This window comes from Microcoleus sp. N9_B4 (assembly GCF_036701635.1).
In the GTDB taxonomy this organism is placed as follows: Bacteria; Cyanobacteriota; Cyanobacteriia; order Cyanobacteriales; family Microcoleaceae; genus Microcoleus.
Genome location: NZ_JAUBRC010000007.1, coordinates 59,357 through 76,003, shown reverse-complemented (window position 1 = coordinate 76,003; position 16,647 = coordinate 59,357). Strand labels below are relative to the sequence as shown.

Below are 16,647 nucleotides of genomic sequence, written 5' to 3'. Positions count from 1 at the left end.
CTGCGTCGAACCCTGTTCATCTGCGGTTAAAATTTCTGATTTTTTTCCAAAGATAGCGGGGATGCAAATAACGCCGATATTTGGTAACGACTTCTTTGCCCAACAGCACTACGCTAATCCAAAAACAAACCTCGGCCAGAACAGCCAGAACGACCGATAAAGTAGTTTTTTGGGTAATGTCCAGTGGCAGGAACGGTACAACAAACAAGATTGCCAGCCAGGGCAGAAAAGATACGACAAATAAAAATAAACCTAGTTTTTGCATAGATTCACATAATACAGCTTTGATATCACCTTTATCTGTTAGTCCGCTGAAAGTGGACTTCGTTTGTAGATAGCAATCCTTGGAGGAGTCGTAAATGTTTTACCCCACCCCAACCCTCCCCTTGGTAAGGGGAGGGAGTATGAAATTCACACATGATTTAGGATTGCTATAGTAGCGATTTCAATCGCCGAGTGACTACAAACTCACATCTTTAACCAATGTCAGCAACAGGCAAGATGCCTGTTCCACAAGAACATTTAGTATTGGTGGAACAGGCATCTTGCCTGTTCTTGAGAATGGTTCAACAAATGACTACAAACTTAATTGCTAAGCATCTTCAACTCAATTCTTAATCCCCGTCGCCGCAATTCCCCGAATAAACTGCCGCTGACCGGCCAAAAACAGCAATACCACCGGTACCGTTCCAATTACCACCGCCGCCATCAACAACTGCCAACTGCTAGTAAACTGTTCCTGAAACTCAGCCAGAACCAACTGAACAGTCCGCAACTCCGGCCGCGTCGTAAACACCAGCGGCTTAAACAAATCGTTCCACTCCCCGATAAACGTAAACAAAAACAGCGTCACCAAAGCAGGGCGGGCCAAAGGTAACATCACCTGCCACAAAACCTGCCAGCGGTTAGCCCCATCCAGCATTGCCGCCTCCTCCAACTCCACCGGAACAGTCATAAAATACTGGCGCAGCAGAAAAATCCCAAAACCATTAGCCGCCGTAGGCAAAATCAGCGCCCCGTAAGTATTCAGCAGATGGCCCCACTTCAAAACCAAGAAAATCGGAATCACCAAAAGCTGAAACGGAATTACCAGCGTTGCCAAAACCCCCAACACTAGGGCCTGTCGCCCCCGAAACTTCAGCCTGGCCAAAGCATAACCGGCCAAAGCAGAAGTCACAACCTGAAAACCGGTCACTGCGATCGCCACTAGAGTAGAATTAAAGAATGCCAACAAAAAATTGCCCCGTCGCCAAGCCTCCTGATAGTTCGCAAAAGTCAGGTCTGTGGCCTTGACACCGACACCAGATGGTGATAATGAAACCCAAAATACAGCAGCCAGTGGCAGCAGCACCAGCCCAGCACCCGCCAGCAAAAAAATAAAACTCAGCAGTTCCAGCGCTTGAGACCTGTCAAAGGATTTACCCATAAATTTGTGAATTAACCTAAAATAATAAGCCTGTGAGGTTCTCCAACCCGATCGCATCCCAGATTCCCATACAACAACATAATAGTCGTAGAGGGAAAGAAGGAGTACCTAGGGAGGAAGTTGTGATTAGGATATAATGTTATAGATAGAGTTGGTACTATAAAACCCTGAAAGGTGGAGACATAGACCGTATTTCTATCATCTATTTCCGGGCAAAAGATCGACTAACGACTAATTCAAGTAATTAGTAAATAGATAGCATTCTAGCGATAGTCTTTCTGGAGTGTTCGACGGCAAAAGTCCGGCAAACACGCTGAGGACGCCAGTTTTTCCCGGAACGTCAAAGAAAAGTTCTTTGTCGAAAGAATCCTCAGCTATAATCTGTGATTTAGATGGGGTGCGTTCAAAATAGGTAAAGTGTACTGTCACTGACCCCCCATTTTAAAGGGGTTTCCAAACATCCCGCAAGCTTATATAAGGAGACTACATATCTATGCCCCAGCTTGAGGCCAGCCCAACAATTGACTTTCAAACCGAAACTTACAAAGATGCTTACAGCCGCATCAACGCCATTGTGATTGAAGGCGAACAAGAAGCTCACGATAATTACCTGACACTGGCTGAACTGTTAGCTGACAAAAAAGCAGAGTTAGTTGGCTTGTCCAAGATGGAGAACCGCCACATGAAGGGCTTCCAAGCTTGTGGCCGGAATCTTAAAGTCACGCCGGACATGGCATTTGCCAAGCAGTTCTTTTCGGAATTGCACAAAAACTTCCAGACGGCCGCGGCCCAAGGTCAGATTGTAACTTGCTTGTTGATTCAATCGCTAATTATCGAGTGTTTTGCGATCGCAGCTTACAACATCTACATCCCCGTCGCCGATGACTTTGCTCGCAAAATCACCGAAGGCGTCGTCAAAGAAGAATACAGCCACCTCAACTTTGGGGAAGTCTGGCTGCAAGCTCACTTTGAGGAATCCAAAGCCGAACTCGAAGCTGCCAACCGCCAAAACCTGCCCATCATCTGGAAACTGCTAAACGCTGTTGCAGACGATGCCCGCGTTTTGGGAATGGAAAAAGACGCTTTAATCGAAGACTTTATGATTGCCTACGGCGAAGCTCTAGGCAACATAGGCTTTAACAACCGCGACATCATGCGGATGTCAGCACAAGGCCTCGCAGCCTAGTTAATTCGGAAATAAGGAATGGGAAAAAAATTAAAAATTAAAAATTAAAAATGGGATACCTCATTTTAAAATATACATTTTTAATCTTCCCATCTTCCCATCTTCCCATCTTCCCATCTTCAATCTTCAATCTTCCTTCATTTGACAACTTAATGTTTGGTCTAATCGGTCACTTAACCAGCTTAGAACACGCCCAATCAGTAGCTAACGAGCTGGGCTATCCAGAATATGCCGATCAAGGTCTCGATTTTTGGTGCAGCGCACCGCCCCAAATAGTTGATCAGATCACGGTAACAAGCATCACTGGACAAAAAATAGAAGGTCGCTATGTCGAGTCCTGTTTTCTGCCAGAAATGCTAGCCACTCGCCGGATTAAAGCAGCCACTCGCAAAATCCTTAATGCGATGGCACACGCTCAAAAAAACGGGATTAACATCACTGCTTTAGGCGGCTTTTCTTCGATCATTTTTGAGACTTTCAACTTGCAGCAAATTAAGCAAATTCGCAATCTCAAGTTGGAGTTTGAACGCTTCACCACTGGTAACACTCACACGGCTTACATCCTCTGCCGCCAAGTAGAAGAAGCAGCCCCTAAATTGGGGATTGAACTTTCAAAAGCCACGGTAGCCGTTTGTGGTGCTACTGGCGATATTGGCAGTGCTGTGTGTCGCTGGCTCAATGTTAAAACAAATGTAGCAGAATTGTTGCTCATTGCCCGCGACAAAGAACGATTGCAAGATTTGCAATCGGAATTGGGCCGAGGCAAAATTATGGACTTGGAAGAAGCCCTCCCCCAAGCGGATATTGTAGTGTGGGTAGCCAGTATGCCCAAGGGAGTAGAAATTAACCCTAAGACATTGAAGCAACCCTGTTTATTGATTGACGGTGGCTATCCGAAAAATTTGGCAACTCAGGTTCAGCATCCAGAAATTTACGTACTCAATGGTGGCATTGTGGAGCATTCCCTCGATATTGAGTGGAAAATTATGAAGATTGTCAATATGGATGTGCCGGGCCGACAGTTGTTTGCCTGTTTTGCTGAATCAATGCTGCTGGAATTTGAAAAAATGTATACCAATTTCTCTTGGGGACGGAATCAAATTACTGTGGAAAAGATGGAGCAAATCGGTCATATTTCTGTCAAGCACGGTTTCAGACCTTTATTAATGTCAGTTTGATGTTGACAGTTGACAGTTGACAGTTGACAGTTGACAGTTGATTGTTGGCTGTTGGCTGTTGGCTGTTGACTGTTGGGGGAATTCAGACGGAAGGGATGCGGATTAACCTATTATATTTAAAATTGAAAGGAAGCTCCAGCTCCTGGTTTGCCAGCGCGGTATGAAGCAAAGCATAATTTATAATTCAAAACTTCCAAATTTCTCCTATTTTACAGCATAAGCTGTGGAGCATTTAAACCACTAACGAGGCTTGTAGGGTGCGTCAGGAGTGAACACTTACGCGCTTATGCGGGAAACACTTCTGTACTGACGCACCATACTATCGTCTTTTAAATGCCGAACAGCATCCCCTGACAGGGTAGGATCTGGAAATAGTCGATCGACAAAACCTGACAAAACCTTATATAAATTATCAGCGTGCCAAACCCAGACCGTAAACCCTTACTCTTAGATTTTGAAAAGCCCCTGGCCGAACTCGAAAACCGAATTCACCAGATTCGCGAACTCGCCGAAGAAAACAGCGTCGATGTCACCGACGAAATTCGCAAACTCGAAGCTCGCTCAGCCCAACTGCGACAAGAAATCTTCAGCAGCTTGTCCCCCATGCAGCGGCTGCAACTCGCCCGTCACCCGCGCCGCCCCAGCACCCTCGATTACATTCAGGCAATTAGCGACGAGTGGATCGAGCTTCACGGCGATCGGCGCGGCGGAGACGACCCGGCCCTCGTCGGCGGAATTGCCCGCATAGACGGGCGTCCCACAGTCATCATCGGCCATCAAAAAGGGCGCGACACTAAAGACAATATCGCCCGCAACTTCGGCATGGCTGCTCCCGGCGGCTACCGCAAAGCCCTGCGGTTGATGGAACACGCCGATCGCTTCGGAATGCCAATTTTCACCTTTATCGACACTCCGGGGGCTTGGGCGGGCTTAGAAGCAGAACAGCTCGGACAGGGAGAGGCGATCGCCTGTAACCTCCGAGAAATGTTTCGCCTCGACGTTCCCATTATTTGCACCGTCATCGGCGAAGGCGGTTCCGGCGGCGCCTTGGGTATCGGTGTCGGCGAGCGGCTGTTGATGCTGGAACATTCCGTCTACACCGTCGCCACTCCCGAAGCTTGTGCGGCCATTCTCTGGAAAGACTCTGGCAAAGCTAACTTGGCCGCAGAAGCCCTGAAAATCACTTCCTGGGATTTGAAAAACCTCGGCATTCTCGATCAAATAGTACCAGAGCCGATCGGCGGCGCTCACTCAAATCCCCTCAAAGCTGCGTCCATACTCAAACAAGCTTTGTTGGAAAACTTAGCAGAACTCACACAGCTTACGGCTCAGCAGCGACGCGAGCTCCGGTATCAAAAGTTTCGCCACATCGGTGTATTCACTGAAATTTCTGCTTGAGCCGATCGATTCAGAGCTGTGAGTTATGAGTTAAAAATCTCTTACTTTAAACTCCTAACTCACAGCTCACTATTCTGCGAATCAGTCAGCAGTGTTATAATTTCTCAGGTGACACGGCTTAACAGTTCTTAATGTTCATCTCATAATTAACTGTTATCACCTGCAGCAGACAGTTGTCTAATTTGCCGAAGAAGGCTGCAACGCTGTAGGGAGTGGCCGAGCGAAAGTATTAGGACACTGAATGAACCATCCAACAACAAAGCAGGCTCTGATTACCGGAGCCAGCAGCGGTATTGGCAAAGCGACGGCTCTAGCGTTCGCCGCCGAAGGCATAAATCTGGCCTTAGTTAGCCGAGAGTCGGAAAACTTAGAAGCCGTTGCCGCAGCAGCCCGAGAAGTCGGAGTGAAAGCAGAAGCTTATCCCTTAGACTTGGCAAAAATTGAGCAAGTGCAAAGCAGCATCAGCGCGATCGCAGCTCAATTGGGTGCCGTAGATATCCTGGTCAACAGCGCTGGTATGGGCTACACAGGCTCTTTGACAGATACGTCCCTAGCCGACTGGCAGAACGTTCTAGACCTCAATCTGACTAGCGTTTGGCAGTGCATTCTAGGAGTTTTGCCCTCCATGCGCGATCGCGGATCGGGAATCATCATCAACGTTTCCTCGATCGCCGGCAGCCAAACCTTCCCCAACTGGGGAGCCTACTGCGTCAGTAAATTCGGTCTCATGGCATTATCTAAAACCTTAGCCGCCGAAGAACGGGCTCACGGAATTCGCGTAACAGCAATCTGTCCGGGTTCTGTCAATACTCCCATGTGGGACACAGACACCGTGGACGCCGACTTCGATCGCACCGCCATGTTAACCCCAGAAATCGTCGCCCAATCAATTCTGCACGCAGTTCAGTTGCCAGCAAGTGCAGTAATTGAAGAAATCACCCTCATGTCCAACGCAGGAGTTTTGTGAACTTGAGATTTTAGACTGCTGGATTTTTCTCGAATTCAACAATCTTTGAATCTCTAGCTATATCCCCCAATCCAAAATCGATTCACCCTCACACCAACTTCTTATGACAATTTCATCAAACACCAGTTCCAATGGATCGAACTCAATCTCGACTGACAGCATGAAACTTTCAGAAACCGCAGACAACAACACCCCGCGCATCCCAACTAGACCCGATCGCAATTCCTCGCACGGTCAAGAATCCCACATACCCGTACCCTCAGAAGTAGGCCAAGAAGAAATGATGGCCGCCGTTCGGACAATGCTGCTGGGAGTAGGAGAAGATCCTGAACGGGAAGGATTGCTCAAAACCCCGAAGCGGGTAGCAGAAGCAATGCGGTTTCTCACCAGCGGCTACAGTCAATCCCTCGAAGAACTTCTTAACGGCGCTATCTTTGACGAAGGTCACAACGAAATGGTACTGGTGCGAGACATCAGCGTATTCAGTATGTGCGAACACCATATGCTGCCGTTTATGGGCCGAGTTCACATCGCTTACATTCCCAACCAAAAAGTAGTGGGACTGAGCAAATTAGCCCGAATTGCCGAGATGTACAGCCGCCGATTGCAGGTGCAAGAACGTTTGACGCGCCAAATTGCCGAAGCAGTTGAGACAATATTGGAACCGCAGGGAGTAGCTGTAGTAATGGAAGCCAGCCATATGTGCATGACGATGCGGGGTGTGCAAAAACCCGGTTCTTGGACAGTTACGAGTGCAATGTTGGGCGTGTTCCAAGAGGAACAGAAAACTCGCGAAGAATTCCTGAATTTGATCCGCCACCAACCGGCATTCTTTTAGTCATTAGTCATTAGTCATTAGTCATTAGTCATTAGCCCATCACTTTTTTCCTGGTGGCTAGCGATCGAGCAATTTGGTCATTAGCCCCCAGATTCATCCGCAGTCGCAATCTAAAATCAAAAATCTAAAATCAGATGACGATCGACTGATAAACCCATAAAATAGACGGGTGACTCATGACTTGTGACTAAATGAATCCTATTAAATTCGGTACAGATGGCTGGCGCGGCATCATTGCTGACGATTTTACATTCGATCGCGTAGCGTTAGTCGCTCCCCTAGCGGCACAAGTTCTCGCACAAACTGGTGGTAGCGATGGCAGCAGCGGTACCGTAATTGTCGGTCACGACCGCCGATTTCTGGCTGAAGAATTTGCCAAAACAGCGGCTATTGCCATCCAAAACGCAGGATTTGACGTGCTACTTAGCGAATCCTACGCCCCCACTCCAGCTTTCAGTTTAGCTGCCAAACAATTAAATGCTTTGGGTGCGATCGTCCTGACAGCCAGCCACAATCCCGGTGCATATTTAGGGTTAAAAGTCAAGGGCGGATTTGGCGGTTCAGTTTCGCCCGAAGTTACTCAACATATAGAAGAAAAACTCGAAAATCCGGCCGCACTTTCAGCAACTCCCGGCAAATTGGAGAATTTCAATCCTTGGCCGGCTTACTGCAAAACCTTGCGGGAAATGGTAGATATTGAGGCGATTAAAGAAGCGATCGCCAGCGGCAAAATTACAGTATTTGTAGATGTAATGCACGGTGCCGCCGCCGGAGGATTAGCTCAAATTTTAGAAGAAACAGTACATGAAGTCAACAGCGATCGAGATCCGCTGTTTGGAGGCGGTGCACCCGAACCTTTGCCGCGCTACCTGTCGCAGTTATTCCGCGTGATGCGAACTCACCAGCGAAAAAGTTCTGGTTTGTCGATCGGATTTGTATTTGACGGAGATAGCGATCGAATTGCAGCCGTTGACTCTAGCGGCAACTTTCTCAGTTCACAAATCCTAGTTCCCATATTAATCGAACATTTAGCAAAACGGCGCGGGTTGAGCGGGGAAGTCATCAAAACAGTCAGCGGTTCAGACATAATTCCCAAAATTGCCAAGCTGTACAACTTGCCTTTATTTGAAACGCCGATCGGTTACAAGTATATAGCCGATCGAATGTTAACCACCCAAGTCTTAGTCGGCGGCGAAGAATCGGGAGGAATTGGCTACGGTACACACATTCCCGAACGAGATGCTTTGCTGTCAGCGCTGTACTTGTTAGAAGCAGTTGTCAAATCCGGCGAAGACTTAAGCGAAATTTACAGCCGACTGCAACAAGAAACAAGCTTTACTTCAGCTTATGACAGAATCGACTTGCACCTAGCAAACATGGAAGAAAGGTCGCGTTTGCTGTCGCTGCTGCAAAATCAACCCTTAACAGAAATCGCCGGCAAAGCAGTTGTAGATTGCAACAAAGTTGACGGATATAAATTCCGTTTAGCCGACGGAAGTTGGCTGTTAATTAGATTTAGCGGAACCGAACCCGTGTTGCGGCTGTATTCAGAAGCGGCGACATTGAAAGAAGTTATGCAAAACTTAAACTGGGCGAAAGCTTGGGCGCATAATTAATCGGAGTTTTCAACCGCAGATAAACGCAGATAAACGCGGATGACTTGATATCAAATCTCTCTTTCTCCGTGTCCTCTGCGTCCTCTGCGGTTAAAAAACCCTAAAAAAATATTTTTCTAGCAATTATCCATTAATTGTGAACTATTTCTCTTCTCTTCTCTTCCTTCGCGTCCTTCGCGCCTTCGCGGTTCGTTAAAAAATCTTACTCACCATGAAATACTATTGCTATATCAGATAAATTTTAGGATAAAAGCAAATGGCATACAGCGATTTCAGTCTTGCGAGAGTCAAAAAAGATTTTGGATTAACCTTAGATGAAAGTCGCAACTTATTTGCCGAGACAAAACCAGTTTCACCATCGGAAATTTTAACAACAATCCTGATTGATTATGTACCGCTAGCCACTTTTATTTCCACACAAAAAGCTCGGTCAGAATTTTTGATTGCCCCGATATTAGCAGAAGTTCGGCGATTGTTAAACAAACGAGTTTCTCTTTTTTCCGGTAAGGATTTTACTGTCGATCCAGAAAGAGGTTTGCAAGGATTTTGCGATTATATTATTAGCGGATCTTCAGAACAATTGTTCATCAGTGCTCCGGTTATAACAATTTTTGAGGCAAAAAAGGAAGATATCATTGGCGGTTTGGGTCAATGCGTAGCCGCAATGGTAGCGGCCCAATGTTTCAATCAAAACCAAGACACTGAGGTCGATCGCATTTACGGCGCGGTGACGACGGGTACTAACTGGAAATTCTTGATTTTGGAGGAAACTACTGTTTATATCGATCCGATTGAATACTATATTCAAGATGTTGATAAGATTTTGGGAATTTTGTTGCAACCATTTCCCCAATCTTTTGTTAATATGGAGCCGTAAGTTTTAAGAGAAATAATGACCGATCGCAAATTGCTAGTTGTAGCTACGGGCAATCCGGGTAAACTCAAGGAAATGCAAGTTTATCTTCAGGATTTGGGATGGGAATTGGAACTCAAACCGGAAGAGTTGGAAATCGAGGAAACAGGCGAAACTTTTATTGCTAATGCTTGCTTGAAGGCGTCTGAAGTCGCAAAAGCCACGGGCAAATGGTCGATCGCCGATGATTCTGGTTTAATGGTAGATGCACTCGACGGCAGACCTGGGATTTACTCGGGGCGCTACGGGAAAACCGATGCTGACAGGATATCTCGACTTCTCAAAGAATTAGGCAACGAACAGAACCGACAAGCACAATTTGTTGGCGTGATCGCGATCGCCCGTCCCGACGGTACAATTGCCTTGCAAGTAGAAGGAATTTGCCGAGGCGAAATCCTGCACACTCCTCGCGGTACGGGAGGTTTCGGATATGACCCCATTTTCTACGTACCCGCACAGCAACAGACTTTTGCAGAAATGACACCAGATATCAAGCGATCGCACTCTCACCGCGGCCGAGCCTTCCACGCTCTAGTACCACAAATGGGGTCATTAGTCATTAGTCATTAGTCATTAGTCATTAGTCATTAGTTATTGGTTATTGGTGATTAGTACCAATTATCCATGCCCAATGCCCAATGCCCAATGCCCAATGCCCAATGCCCAATGCCCCAGTATCTTAGATAGCCTCCAAGTTCTTTTCTCCAGTCCGAATCCGAATAATTTGTTCTACAGGAGAGATGAAAATCTTGCCGTCGCCAATCTCGCCCGTGCGGGAAGCCGCGATAATTTTATCAACCACCATGTCAACCTGATCGTTTTCCACAACGATCTCGACCTTGAGCTTTTGCAAGAACTCAACGGTGTACTCAGAACCGCGATAGCGTTCTGTCATGCCCTTCTGACGGCCAAAACCTCTAACTTCAGAAACAGTCATCCCCACAATACCAGCATTGACGAGTGCGATTTTCACTTCGTCTAGTTTAAAGGGGCGAATAATAGCTTCAACCTTTTTCAAGTTTTTCACTCCTAACAGTTAGTACCTTCGTTATATTACTTAATCGGCGTGACATCTTTTAATATCACTGCCAACAGCAAGTATTTTGTCAAGTATATTACCCTATCTTGTACTCGCGATGAAATGCAGGCCAACCTTTAACAACATTCTCGGATTTTCCGGGCGCGGGTTCTCGGCTCCGGCCGATCGCGGTAGAGTTAAGAAGACAGCAGCAGCCTTCCCCCGCCGATCTGCTAAAACAGAAAAAGAATGCAGGAGACAGGAGTTTTCCGAGTTTCCGCTTTGTCATGTGAGATTTGTACGTATTGCTGAAAACTATAATTGCCAGAAGCGGTCAGTTAAACTATTCTTATGCACCCAGCCAGCCCTCCCCCTGACCGCAGCGGGCTTGATGCCCTACTGAGAAATCGCCCCTTCCTCGCCTTGTGGACGGGCCAGTTATTAGCCCAAGTGGCGGATAAAATCTTTTACGTATTGCTGATTATTCTGCTGAAAACCGGCGGTTACACACCTGGACAGAATCCGGCGGACAATTCTATGCTGTCAGCGGTGATGATCGCCTACACGGTGCCGGCGATCGTATTTGGTTCCGCAGCCGGTATCGTGGTAGACCGCTTTTCCAAAAAGCAAATGCTGATTGCCTGCAACGTGATTCGAGCCGGGTTGATTGTAGCTTTGCCGTTTTTGCCCAAAGCTTTTGTGGTTTTGCTGGCAATTACGTTTTTGGTCTCTACCGTAACGCAATTTTTTGCTCCCGCAGAAGCGGCCGCCATCCCCCTGGCCGTGGGGCGAGAGGGACTGATGTCAGCAAATGCTCTGTTCGCCTCGTCCACCATGGGCGGGATTATTGTCGGGATGACGATCGGCGAACCGCTGTTTAGTTGGGTAAAACACAGCTTCGGGGCAGCTTCTCAAGAGTTTTTGCTGGGCGGGTTGTACCTGATATCTGCAGGTTTGATCTATACCATGCGGATCAAAGAAAGTCATGGCGGCAGCGGTGGCAAAAACGTCCATCCTTGGCAAGATCTCAAAGAAGGTTTGCGCTATTTGAAACACAATCATCTTGTCAGCAACGCGATGGTGCAGTTGACAATTTTGTATTCCGTGTTTGCGGCGCTTCAGGTGCTGGCGATCGCGCTTTCAGGCAAAATAGGTCTCAAAGAAACTCAATTTGGCTTTTTGCTGGCTGCAGCAGGAGTCGGAATGGTCTTCGGCGCAGCCTTTTTGGGACACTGGGGTCATCGAATGCACCACAAACCTCTGCCTTTAATCGGTTTCTTGATGATGGGTTTTGTATTAGCAATGTTTGCCTTTACTCGACAGTTATGGGTGGGATTCGGATTGAGCGCTCTGTTCGGTTTTGGTGCTTCCTTAATTAACGGGCCGATGCAGGCTCTGATTCAAGAAAAAACTCCAGAATCTATGCGGGGCAAAGTCTTTGGATTGGAAAACAATGCGATTAATATTGCTCTGAGCCTGCCTTTAGCGATTACTGGCCCGCTGACTGATGCTGTCAGCAAAGCAGTCGGCTCGGATGACCTCGGCTTGCGGATCGTGTTGCTGAGTTTGGGCTTTTTGGTCTCGGTGATGGGCATGGGAGCTTGGAAACATACTCGCAAAGTCTTGCAGGATGTTCTGTAAACTTTGGCAAGAAGGAAGAAGGAAGAAGGAAGAAGGAAGAAGGAAGAAGGGATTGGTGTCAACTTAAGGTGAAATGTAGTACCGATCGACTGTTTGACGATGATTGTCCAGAGCCCCTGAGAGTCGGAGGGAACCGGAGCATTCTCTTTAGTTTCCCTTCTTAACGGGAATGGGAGGGGGATCGAGACTCGCGTCTCAACAAGATTTATCAAGGGTTTTAGGCGATTGTTGACACCAATGGTAAGAGGGAAGAGGGCTTTCTTTTCGCGATCGATCCATAACATAGCAACCGCCCTGATGATTAGGACGTTCTTAATTGCTGAAACGATTGTTTTTCTTGTCGAATACCGAATCGCGAATGCTATACAAGCGTCATATAGCGGTAAACCGGCATAGAAGCCGCGATTTCCTCTGTTTCTTTTCTTCCTCTGCTGTTCCACAATGTCTCGATCGGGCGAACCCTCTGCGATCGCGAAACTTTTTGTAAAATCTCACCACTTAAATTTTCAGAGTTTCATTAATTGAGATTAAAGTAGTATAAAAGCTTTCATTAAAAATCATAATTAGTTTAAGGAAGGAAATTGTGCAACTAAAAACTAAAGTGACCATCAGGCGTGCAACTGGTGGATTTGCTCTGATTGACAGCTTGATCCGCCACGGCGTCAAGCATATTTTTGGTTATCCCGGCGGCGCAATTCTGCCGCTTTACGACGAACTCTACCGCGCAGAAGAAACTGGCGCTATCAAACACATTTTGGTGCGCCACGAGCAAGGTGCTGCTCACGCGGCTGACGGATACGCCCGCGCTACCGGACAAGTTGGGGTTTGTTTTGCTACTTCGGGCCCCGGCGCAACTAATTTGGTAACGGGGATTGCGACGGCCCACATGGATTCGATCCCGATGGTAATTATTACCGGTCAGGTTCCCCGTCCGGCGATCGGCACTGATGCGTTTCAGGAAACTGATATTTACGGGATTACCCTGCCAATTGTCAAGCATTCCTATGTAGTGCGCGACCCGAGAGATATGGCGCGAATTGTGGCAGAAGCTTTCCACATCGCGAGTACAGGGCGGCCGGGGCCTGTTTTGGTTGACGTACCCAAGGATGTGGGTTTAGAAGAATTTGACTATCTGCCCGTGGAACCCGGAGCAGTGAGAATTCCGGGCTATCGGCCGACGGTGAAGGGAAATCCCCGGCAAATTAATCAAGCGATTCATTTGCTGAAGGAAGCGAAGCGTCCTTTGCTTTATGTGGGGGGCGGGGCGATCGCAGCGGCGGCCCACGAGGAAGTTAAGGAACTGGCCGAACTTTTCCAATTGCCGGTCACGACAACGCTGATGGGCAAAGGTGCCTTTGACGAAAACCATCCTTTGTCTGTGAAAATGCTGGGGATGCACGGCACTGCTTACGCTAATTTTGCCGTTACTGAGTGCGATTTGCTGATTGCTGTAGGGGCGCGGTTCGACGATCGCGTGACGGGCAAATTAGACGAGTTTGCCGCGCGCGCGAAGGTGATTCACATCGATATCGACCCGGCGGAAGTAGGCAAAAATCGCGGCCCTGACGTGCCGATTGTCGGAGATGTCCGCCAAGTTTTGCTCGATTTGCTGCGCCGCTGTCGGGAGACTGGAGTTTCGGGGAAGGCCGGACAGACTGCGGAATGGCTGCACAGGATCGATCAGTGGAAACAGGATTATCCGTTAGTTGTGCCTCATTACCCAGACATTTTGTCTCCGCAAGAGGTGATTTCTCAGTTGGCTACTCAAGCGCCGGATGCTTACTACACAACGGATGTCGGTCAACATCAAATGTGGTCGGCTCAATTCTTGAACAACGGGCCGCGCCGCTGGATTTCGAGCGCTGGTTTGGGAACAATGGGTTTTGGGTTGCCGGCGGCGATGGGCGCGAAAATGGCTCTGCCGCACGAGCAAGTGATTTGTATTGCTGGCGATGCTAGCATCCAAATGAATATTCAAGAGTTGGGAACATTATCACAATACGGCATCAATGTCAAGATTGTGATTGTAAATAACGGCTGGCAAGGAATGGTGCGGCAGTGGCAGCAGGCGTTCTACGGGGAGCGTTATTCGTCGTCGAATATGACTGTAGGGATGCCGGATTTTGTGATGCTGGCCGAAGCTTACGGAGTGAAAGGGATGCTGGTTTCAGGGCCGGAAGAACTCAAAGATGCGATCGGTCAAATGCTCGCTCACGACGGCCCGGTGCTGATGAACGTGAAGGTGACGAGGGACGAAAACTGCTATCCGATGGTAGTTCCAGGTAAGAGCAACGCTCAAATGGTTGGTTTGCCCGATCGTAGCAAGTTGCACTCTGCGGAGTTGGTTTATTGTCCGAGTTGCGGCGCGAAGAATGTTTCGACGAATAACTTTTGTCCTGAGTGCGGGACAAAAGTTTAAGTAGAGACACGGCAATGCCTTATCTGGCAGGGGTTTAAACCCCTGCCAAGCTTTCGGGTTAAGCGTTTTTTTGGGTTAAGTTGACACGATGAAAGACAATGCCATGTCCTTACCCGGCTTTGTTGTTTCACATTTAAAACCATGTCCGCTGGCATCGCATCGAGAGCTTTAATCTGTAATCTCTAAGCATATTTTATGAGCCAGTGTTTAAACCCTGATTGCCTATTCCAAAACCCGTCTGGCTATACAAAATTCTGTCAAAAATGTGGGAATAAACTGCTATTGGGCGATCGCTACGGAGCCCAAAAAATTATTGGACAAGGGGGATTTGGGCGCACGTTTCTAGCTATTGACGAGTATAAACCCTCAAAACCTCCCTGCGTTATTAAACAATTTTACCCCCAATTTCAAGGCACTTCTAGTATCCAGAAAGCTACTGAGTTATTTGAGCTTGAAGCAGTACGCCTAGAACAGTTGGGTAAACATTCTCAAATTCCCGAATTATTAGCATATTTTAGTCAAGATGGACGGCAGTATTTAGTCCAAGAATTCATCGACGGTGAAAATTTAGCCGAAGCACTAGAATCTAAGGGATATTTTAGCGAAACACAGATTCGCAATTTGCTTAATAATTTACTGCCAGTATTCGAGTTCATTCACTCTCGCCAAGTTATTCACCGAGATATCAAGCCAGAAAATATTATTCTTCGGCAAGATGGGCAACTGGTTTTAGTTGACTTTGGAGCCGCGAAATATGCGACACAAACGGCTCTAGCGGTAACGGGAACGAGGATCGGGACGGCTGGATATACGGCACCAGAACAAGCCAACGGCAAAGCTATTCATGCGAGTGATATTTATAGTCTGGGTGTCACTTGTCTGTGTCTGTTAACTGAGGTTGAACCGATTGATTTATTCGATGATAGCGAGTTTGAGTGGGTGTGGCGAGAACACTTAAAAACATCTGTCACTTCGGAACTGGGTCAGATTTTAGATAAAATGATACAACCTGCTATTAAGAAACGTTATCAATCTGCTACTGAAGTGTTGCAGGATCTTGCTTCTCAATCACCTCAACCATCACCTCAAGTACCTCCTCCGCAACCAGACTCGCTTAAATCAGCGCGGGGTATTGAGTATACTCGTCTGCAGGATTTATTGGCAGCAGGAAAGTGGAAAGAGGCGGATCAGGAAACAATAAAGGTAATGCTGAAAGCTGCGAGACGGGAGAAGGAAGATTATTTTGATACGGACTCAATTGATAATTTTCCTTGCGATGATTTACGCACCATCGACCAGTTGTGGGTAAAATATAGTCAGGGTCGCTTTGGTTTTAGCGTCCAGAAAAAAATTTGGTTGGAAGTGGGCGGCAAAGTTGATTGGGATACTGAAAAGAAGCTAGGCGATCGTGTCGGTTGGCGAAAAGGAGGTCGTTGGTTGGACACAAAGGACCTAACCTATAATAAACAAGCACCTGTGGGCCACCTCCCTAGGCAACTGTGTGGGTGGTGGGGTGGGTTCCGGGGTTTGGGTGTCAAGTGGCGTTATGGTTCTTCTCTCGCATCGAGAGCTGTAAGCTGTAATCTATAGCGATTTCAGCCCTTGGTTGGTTTGCCCGATCGTAGCAAGTTGCACTCTGCGGAGTTGGTTTATTGTCCGAGTTGCGGCGCGAAGAATGTTTCGACGAATAACTTTTGTCCTGAGTGCGGGACAAAAGTTTAAGTAGAGACACGGCAATGCCTTATCTGGCAGGGGTTTAAACCCCTGCCAAGCTTTCGGGTTAAGCGTTTTTTTGGGTTAAGTTGACGCGATGAAAGGCAATGCCATGTCCTTACCCGGCTCTGCTGTTCGGCGTTACTCATTTACGGTATGAAAGGCTAAATATGCAAGTCATAGAAACTACGATCCACAAAGCTTCTGGATTTTTAACTGATTTTTTTCATACCCTGATTAAGCAACGCCCAATATTTTGTCTTTGGCAGTGTTGCTTCACGCTAAACTCAATACGTTGGCGATCGTAGTCGTTGAGTGCGATCGTCACCTGAAT

The 16,647-nt window shown here is 47.4% G+C and carries 16 protein-coding genes; 12 read left to right on the top strand and 4 right to left on the bottom strand.

From position 1 onward, the window contains the following. Window positions 1–16: 16 nt before the first annotated feature. The 3 genes from QUA43_RS06710 to QUA43_RS06700 all read right to left on the bottom strand — a co-directional run bounded on the left by QUA43_RS06710 (window position 17) and on the right by QUA43_RS06700 (window position 1,855). Window positions 17–265, bottom strand: a complete 249-nt coding sequence (locus QUA43_RS06710) for a transporter suffix domain-containing protein (RefSeq protein WP_333372141.1) — start codon at window positions 263–265, stop codon at window positions 17–19. A gap of 342 nt (window positions 266–607) precedes the next feature. Continuing rightward, window positions 608–1,426: a carbohydrate ABC transporter permease gene (locus tag QUA43_RS06705; RefSeq protein ID WP_333372139.1), complete on the bottom strand. Its 819-nt coding sequence runs from the start codon at window positions 1,424–1,426 to the stop codon at window positions 608–610. A 231-nt stretch (window positions 1,427–1,657) separates the two neighbouring features. Then, complete coding sequence (locus tag QUA43_RS06700; RefSeq protein WP_333067170.1) at window positions 1,658–1,855, bottom strand: hypothetical protein; 198 nt, start codon at window positions 1,853–1,855, stop codon at window positions 1,658–1,660. A 64-nt stretch (window positions 1,856–1,919) separates the two neighbouring features. Here QUA43_RS06700 and QUA43_RS06695 point away from each other — a divergent pair, with 64 nt between their 5' ends. The 8 genes from QUA43_RS06695 to rdgB all read left to right on the top strand — a co-directional run bounded on the left by QUA43_RS06695 (window position 1,920) and on the right by rdgB (window position 10,092). Next, complete coding sequence (locus QUA43_RS06695) at window positions 1,920–2,612, top strand: aldehyde oxygenase (deformylating) (RefSeq protein ID WP_333254180.1); 693 nt, start codon at window positions 1,920–1,922, stop codon at window positions 2,610–2,612. Window positions 2,613–2,764: 152 nt separating this feature from the next. Next, entirely contained in the window at window positions 2,765–3,790 is a 1,026-nt protein-coding gene (locus tag QUA43_RS06690) for a long-chain acyl-[acyl-carrier-protein] reductase (protein ID WP_333372265.1), read from the top strand. A gap of 417 nt (window positions 3,791–4,207) precedes the next feature. Continuing rightward, window positions 4,208–5,188, top strand: coding sequence for an acetyl-CoA carboxylase carboxyl transferase subunit alpha (accA, locus tag QUA43_RS06685; protein ID WP_333372137.1), 981 nt, complete (start codon window positions 4,208–4,210; stop codon window positions 5,186–5,188). A 241-nt stretch (window positions 5,189–5,429) separates the two neighbouring features. After that, a complete protein-coding gene (locus QUA43_RS06680; protein ID WP_333372135.1) occupies window positions 5,430–6,155 on the top strand; it encodes an SDR family oxidoreductase in 726 nt (241 codons plus the stop codon). A 103-nt stretch (window positions 6,156–6,258) separates the two neighbouring features. Next, window positions 6,259–6,993 carry a GTP cyclohydrolase I FolE gene (gene folE, locus QUA43_RS06675; RefSeq protein WP_333372133.1) on the top strand — a complete coding sequence of 245 codons (735 nt, stop codon included), beginning with the start codon at window positions 6,259–6,261 and terminating at the stop codon, window positions 6,991–6,993. 191 nt (window positions 6,994–7,184) lie between these two features. Beyond that, window positions 7,185–8,609 (top strand): phosphoglucomutase/phosphomannomutase family protein, encoded by a 1,425-nt coding sequence (locus QUA43_RS06670; RefSeq protein WP_333372131.1) that lies wholly within the window; start codon window positions 7,185–7,187, stop codon window positions 8,607–8,609. Between the two features lie 256 nt (window positions 8,610–8,865). After that, the gene (locus tag QUA43_RS06665; RefSeq protein ID WP_333372129.1) at window positions 8,866–9,486 is read left to right on the top strand and encodes a hypothetical protein; all 621 of its coding nucleotides are present in this window, start codon (window positions 8,866–8,868) and stop codon (window positions 9,484–9,486) included. Window positions 9,487–9,501: 15 nt separating this feature from the next. Then, window positions 9,502–10,092, top strand: coding sequence for an RdgB/HAM1 family non-canonical purine NTP pyrophosphatase (rdgB, locus tag QUA43_RS06660; RefSeq protein ID WP_333372127.1), 591 nt, complete (start codon window positions 9,502–9,504; stop codon window positions 10,090–10,092). Between the two features lie 109 nt (window positions 10,093–10,201). On the opposite strand, the gene QUA43_RS06655 is transcribed toward rdgB, so the two are convergent. Next, entirely contained in the window at window positions 10,202–10,540 is a 339-nt protein-coding gene (locus tag QUA43_RS06655; protein WP_006633346.1) for a P-II family nitrogen regulator, read from the bottom strand. A 351-nt stretch (window positions 10,541–10,891) separates the two neighbouring features. On the opposite strand from QUA43_RS06655, the gene QUA43_RS06650 reads away from it, so the two are divergent. The 4 genes from QUA43_RS06650 (at window position 10,892) to QUA43_RS30800 (ending at window position 16,322) form a co-directional block, all read left to right on the top strand. Further along, window positions 10,892–12,181, top strand: coding sequence for an MFS transporter (locus QUA43_RS06650; RefSeq protein ID WP_333372125.1), 1,290 nt, complete (start codon window positions 10,892–10,894; stop codon window positions 12,179–12,181). A gap of 583 nt (window positions 12,182–12,764) precedes the next feature. Next, window positions 12,765–14,600, top strand: a complete 1,836-nt coding sequence (ilvB, locus tag QUA43_RS06645; protein WP_333372123.1) for a biosynthetic-type acetolactate synthase large subunit — start codon at window positions 12,765–12,767, stop codon at window positions 14,598–14,600. 195 nt (window positions 14,601–14,795) lie between these two features. Further along, window positions 14,796–16,190 carry a serine/threonine-protein kinase gene (locus QUA43_RS06640; RefSeq protein ID WP_333372121.1) on the top strand — a complete coding sequence of 465 codons (1,395 nt, stop codon included), beginning with the start codon at window positions 14,796–14,798 and terminating at the stop codon, window positions 16,188–16,190. Between the two features lie 12 nt (window positions 16,191–16,202). Beyond that, entirely contained in the window at window positions 16,203–16,322 is a 120-nt protein-coding gene (locus QUA43_RS30800; RefSeq protein ID WP_445301949.1) for a zinc-ribbon domain-containing protein, read from the top strand. The last annotated feature ends 325 nt before the right edge of the window (window positions 16,323–16,647 follow it).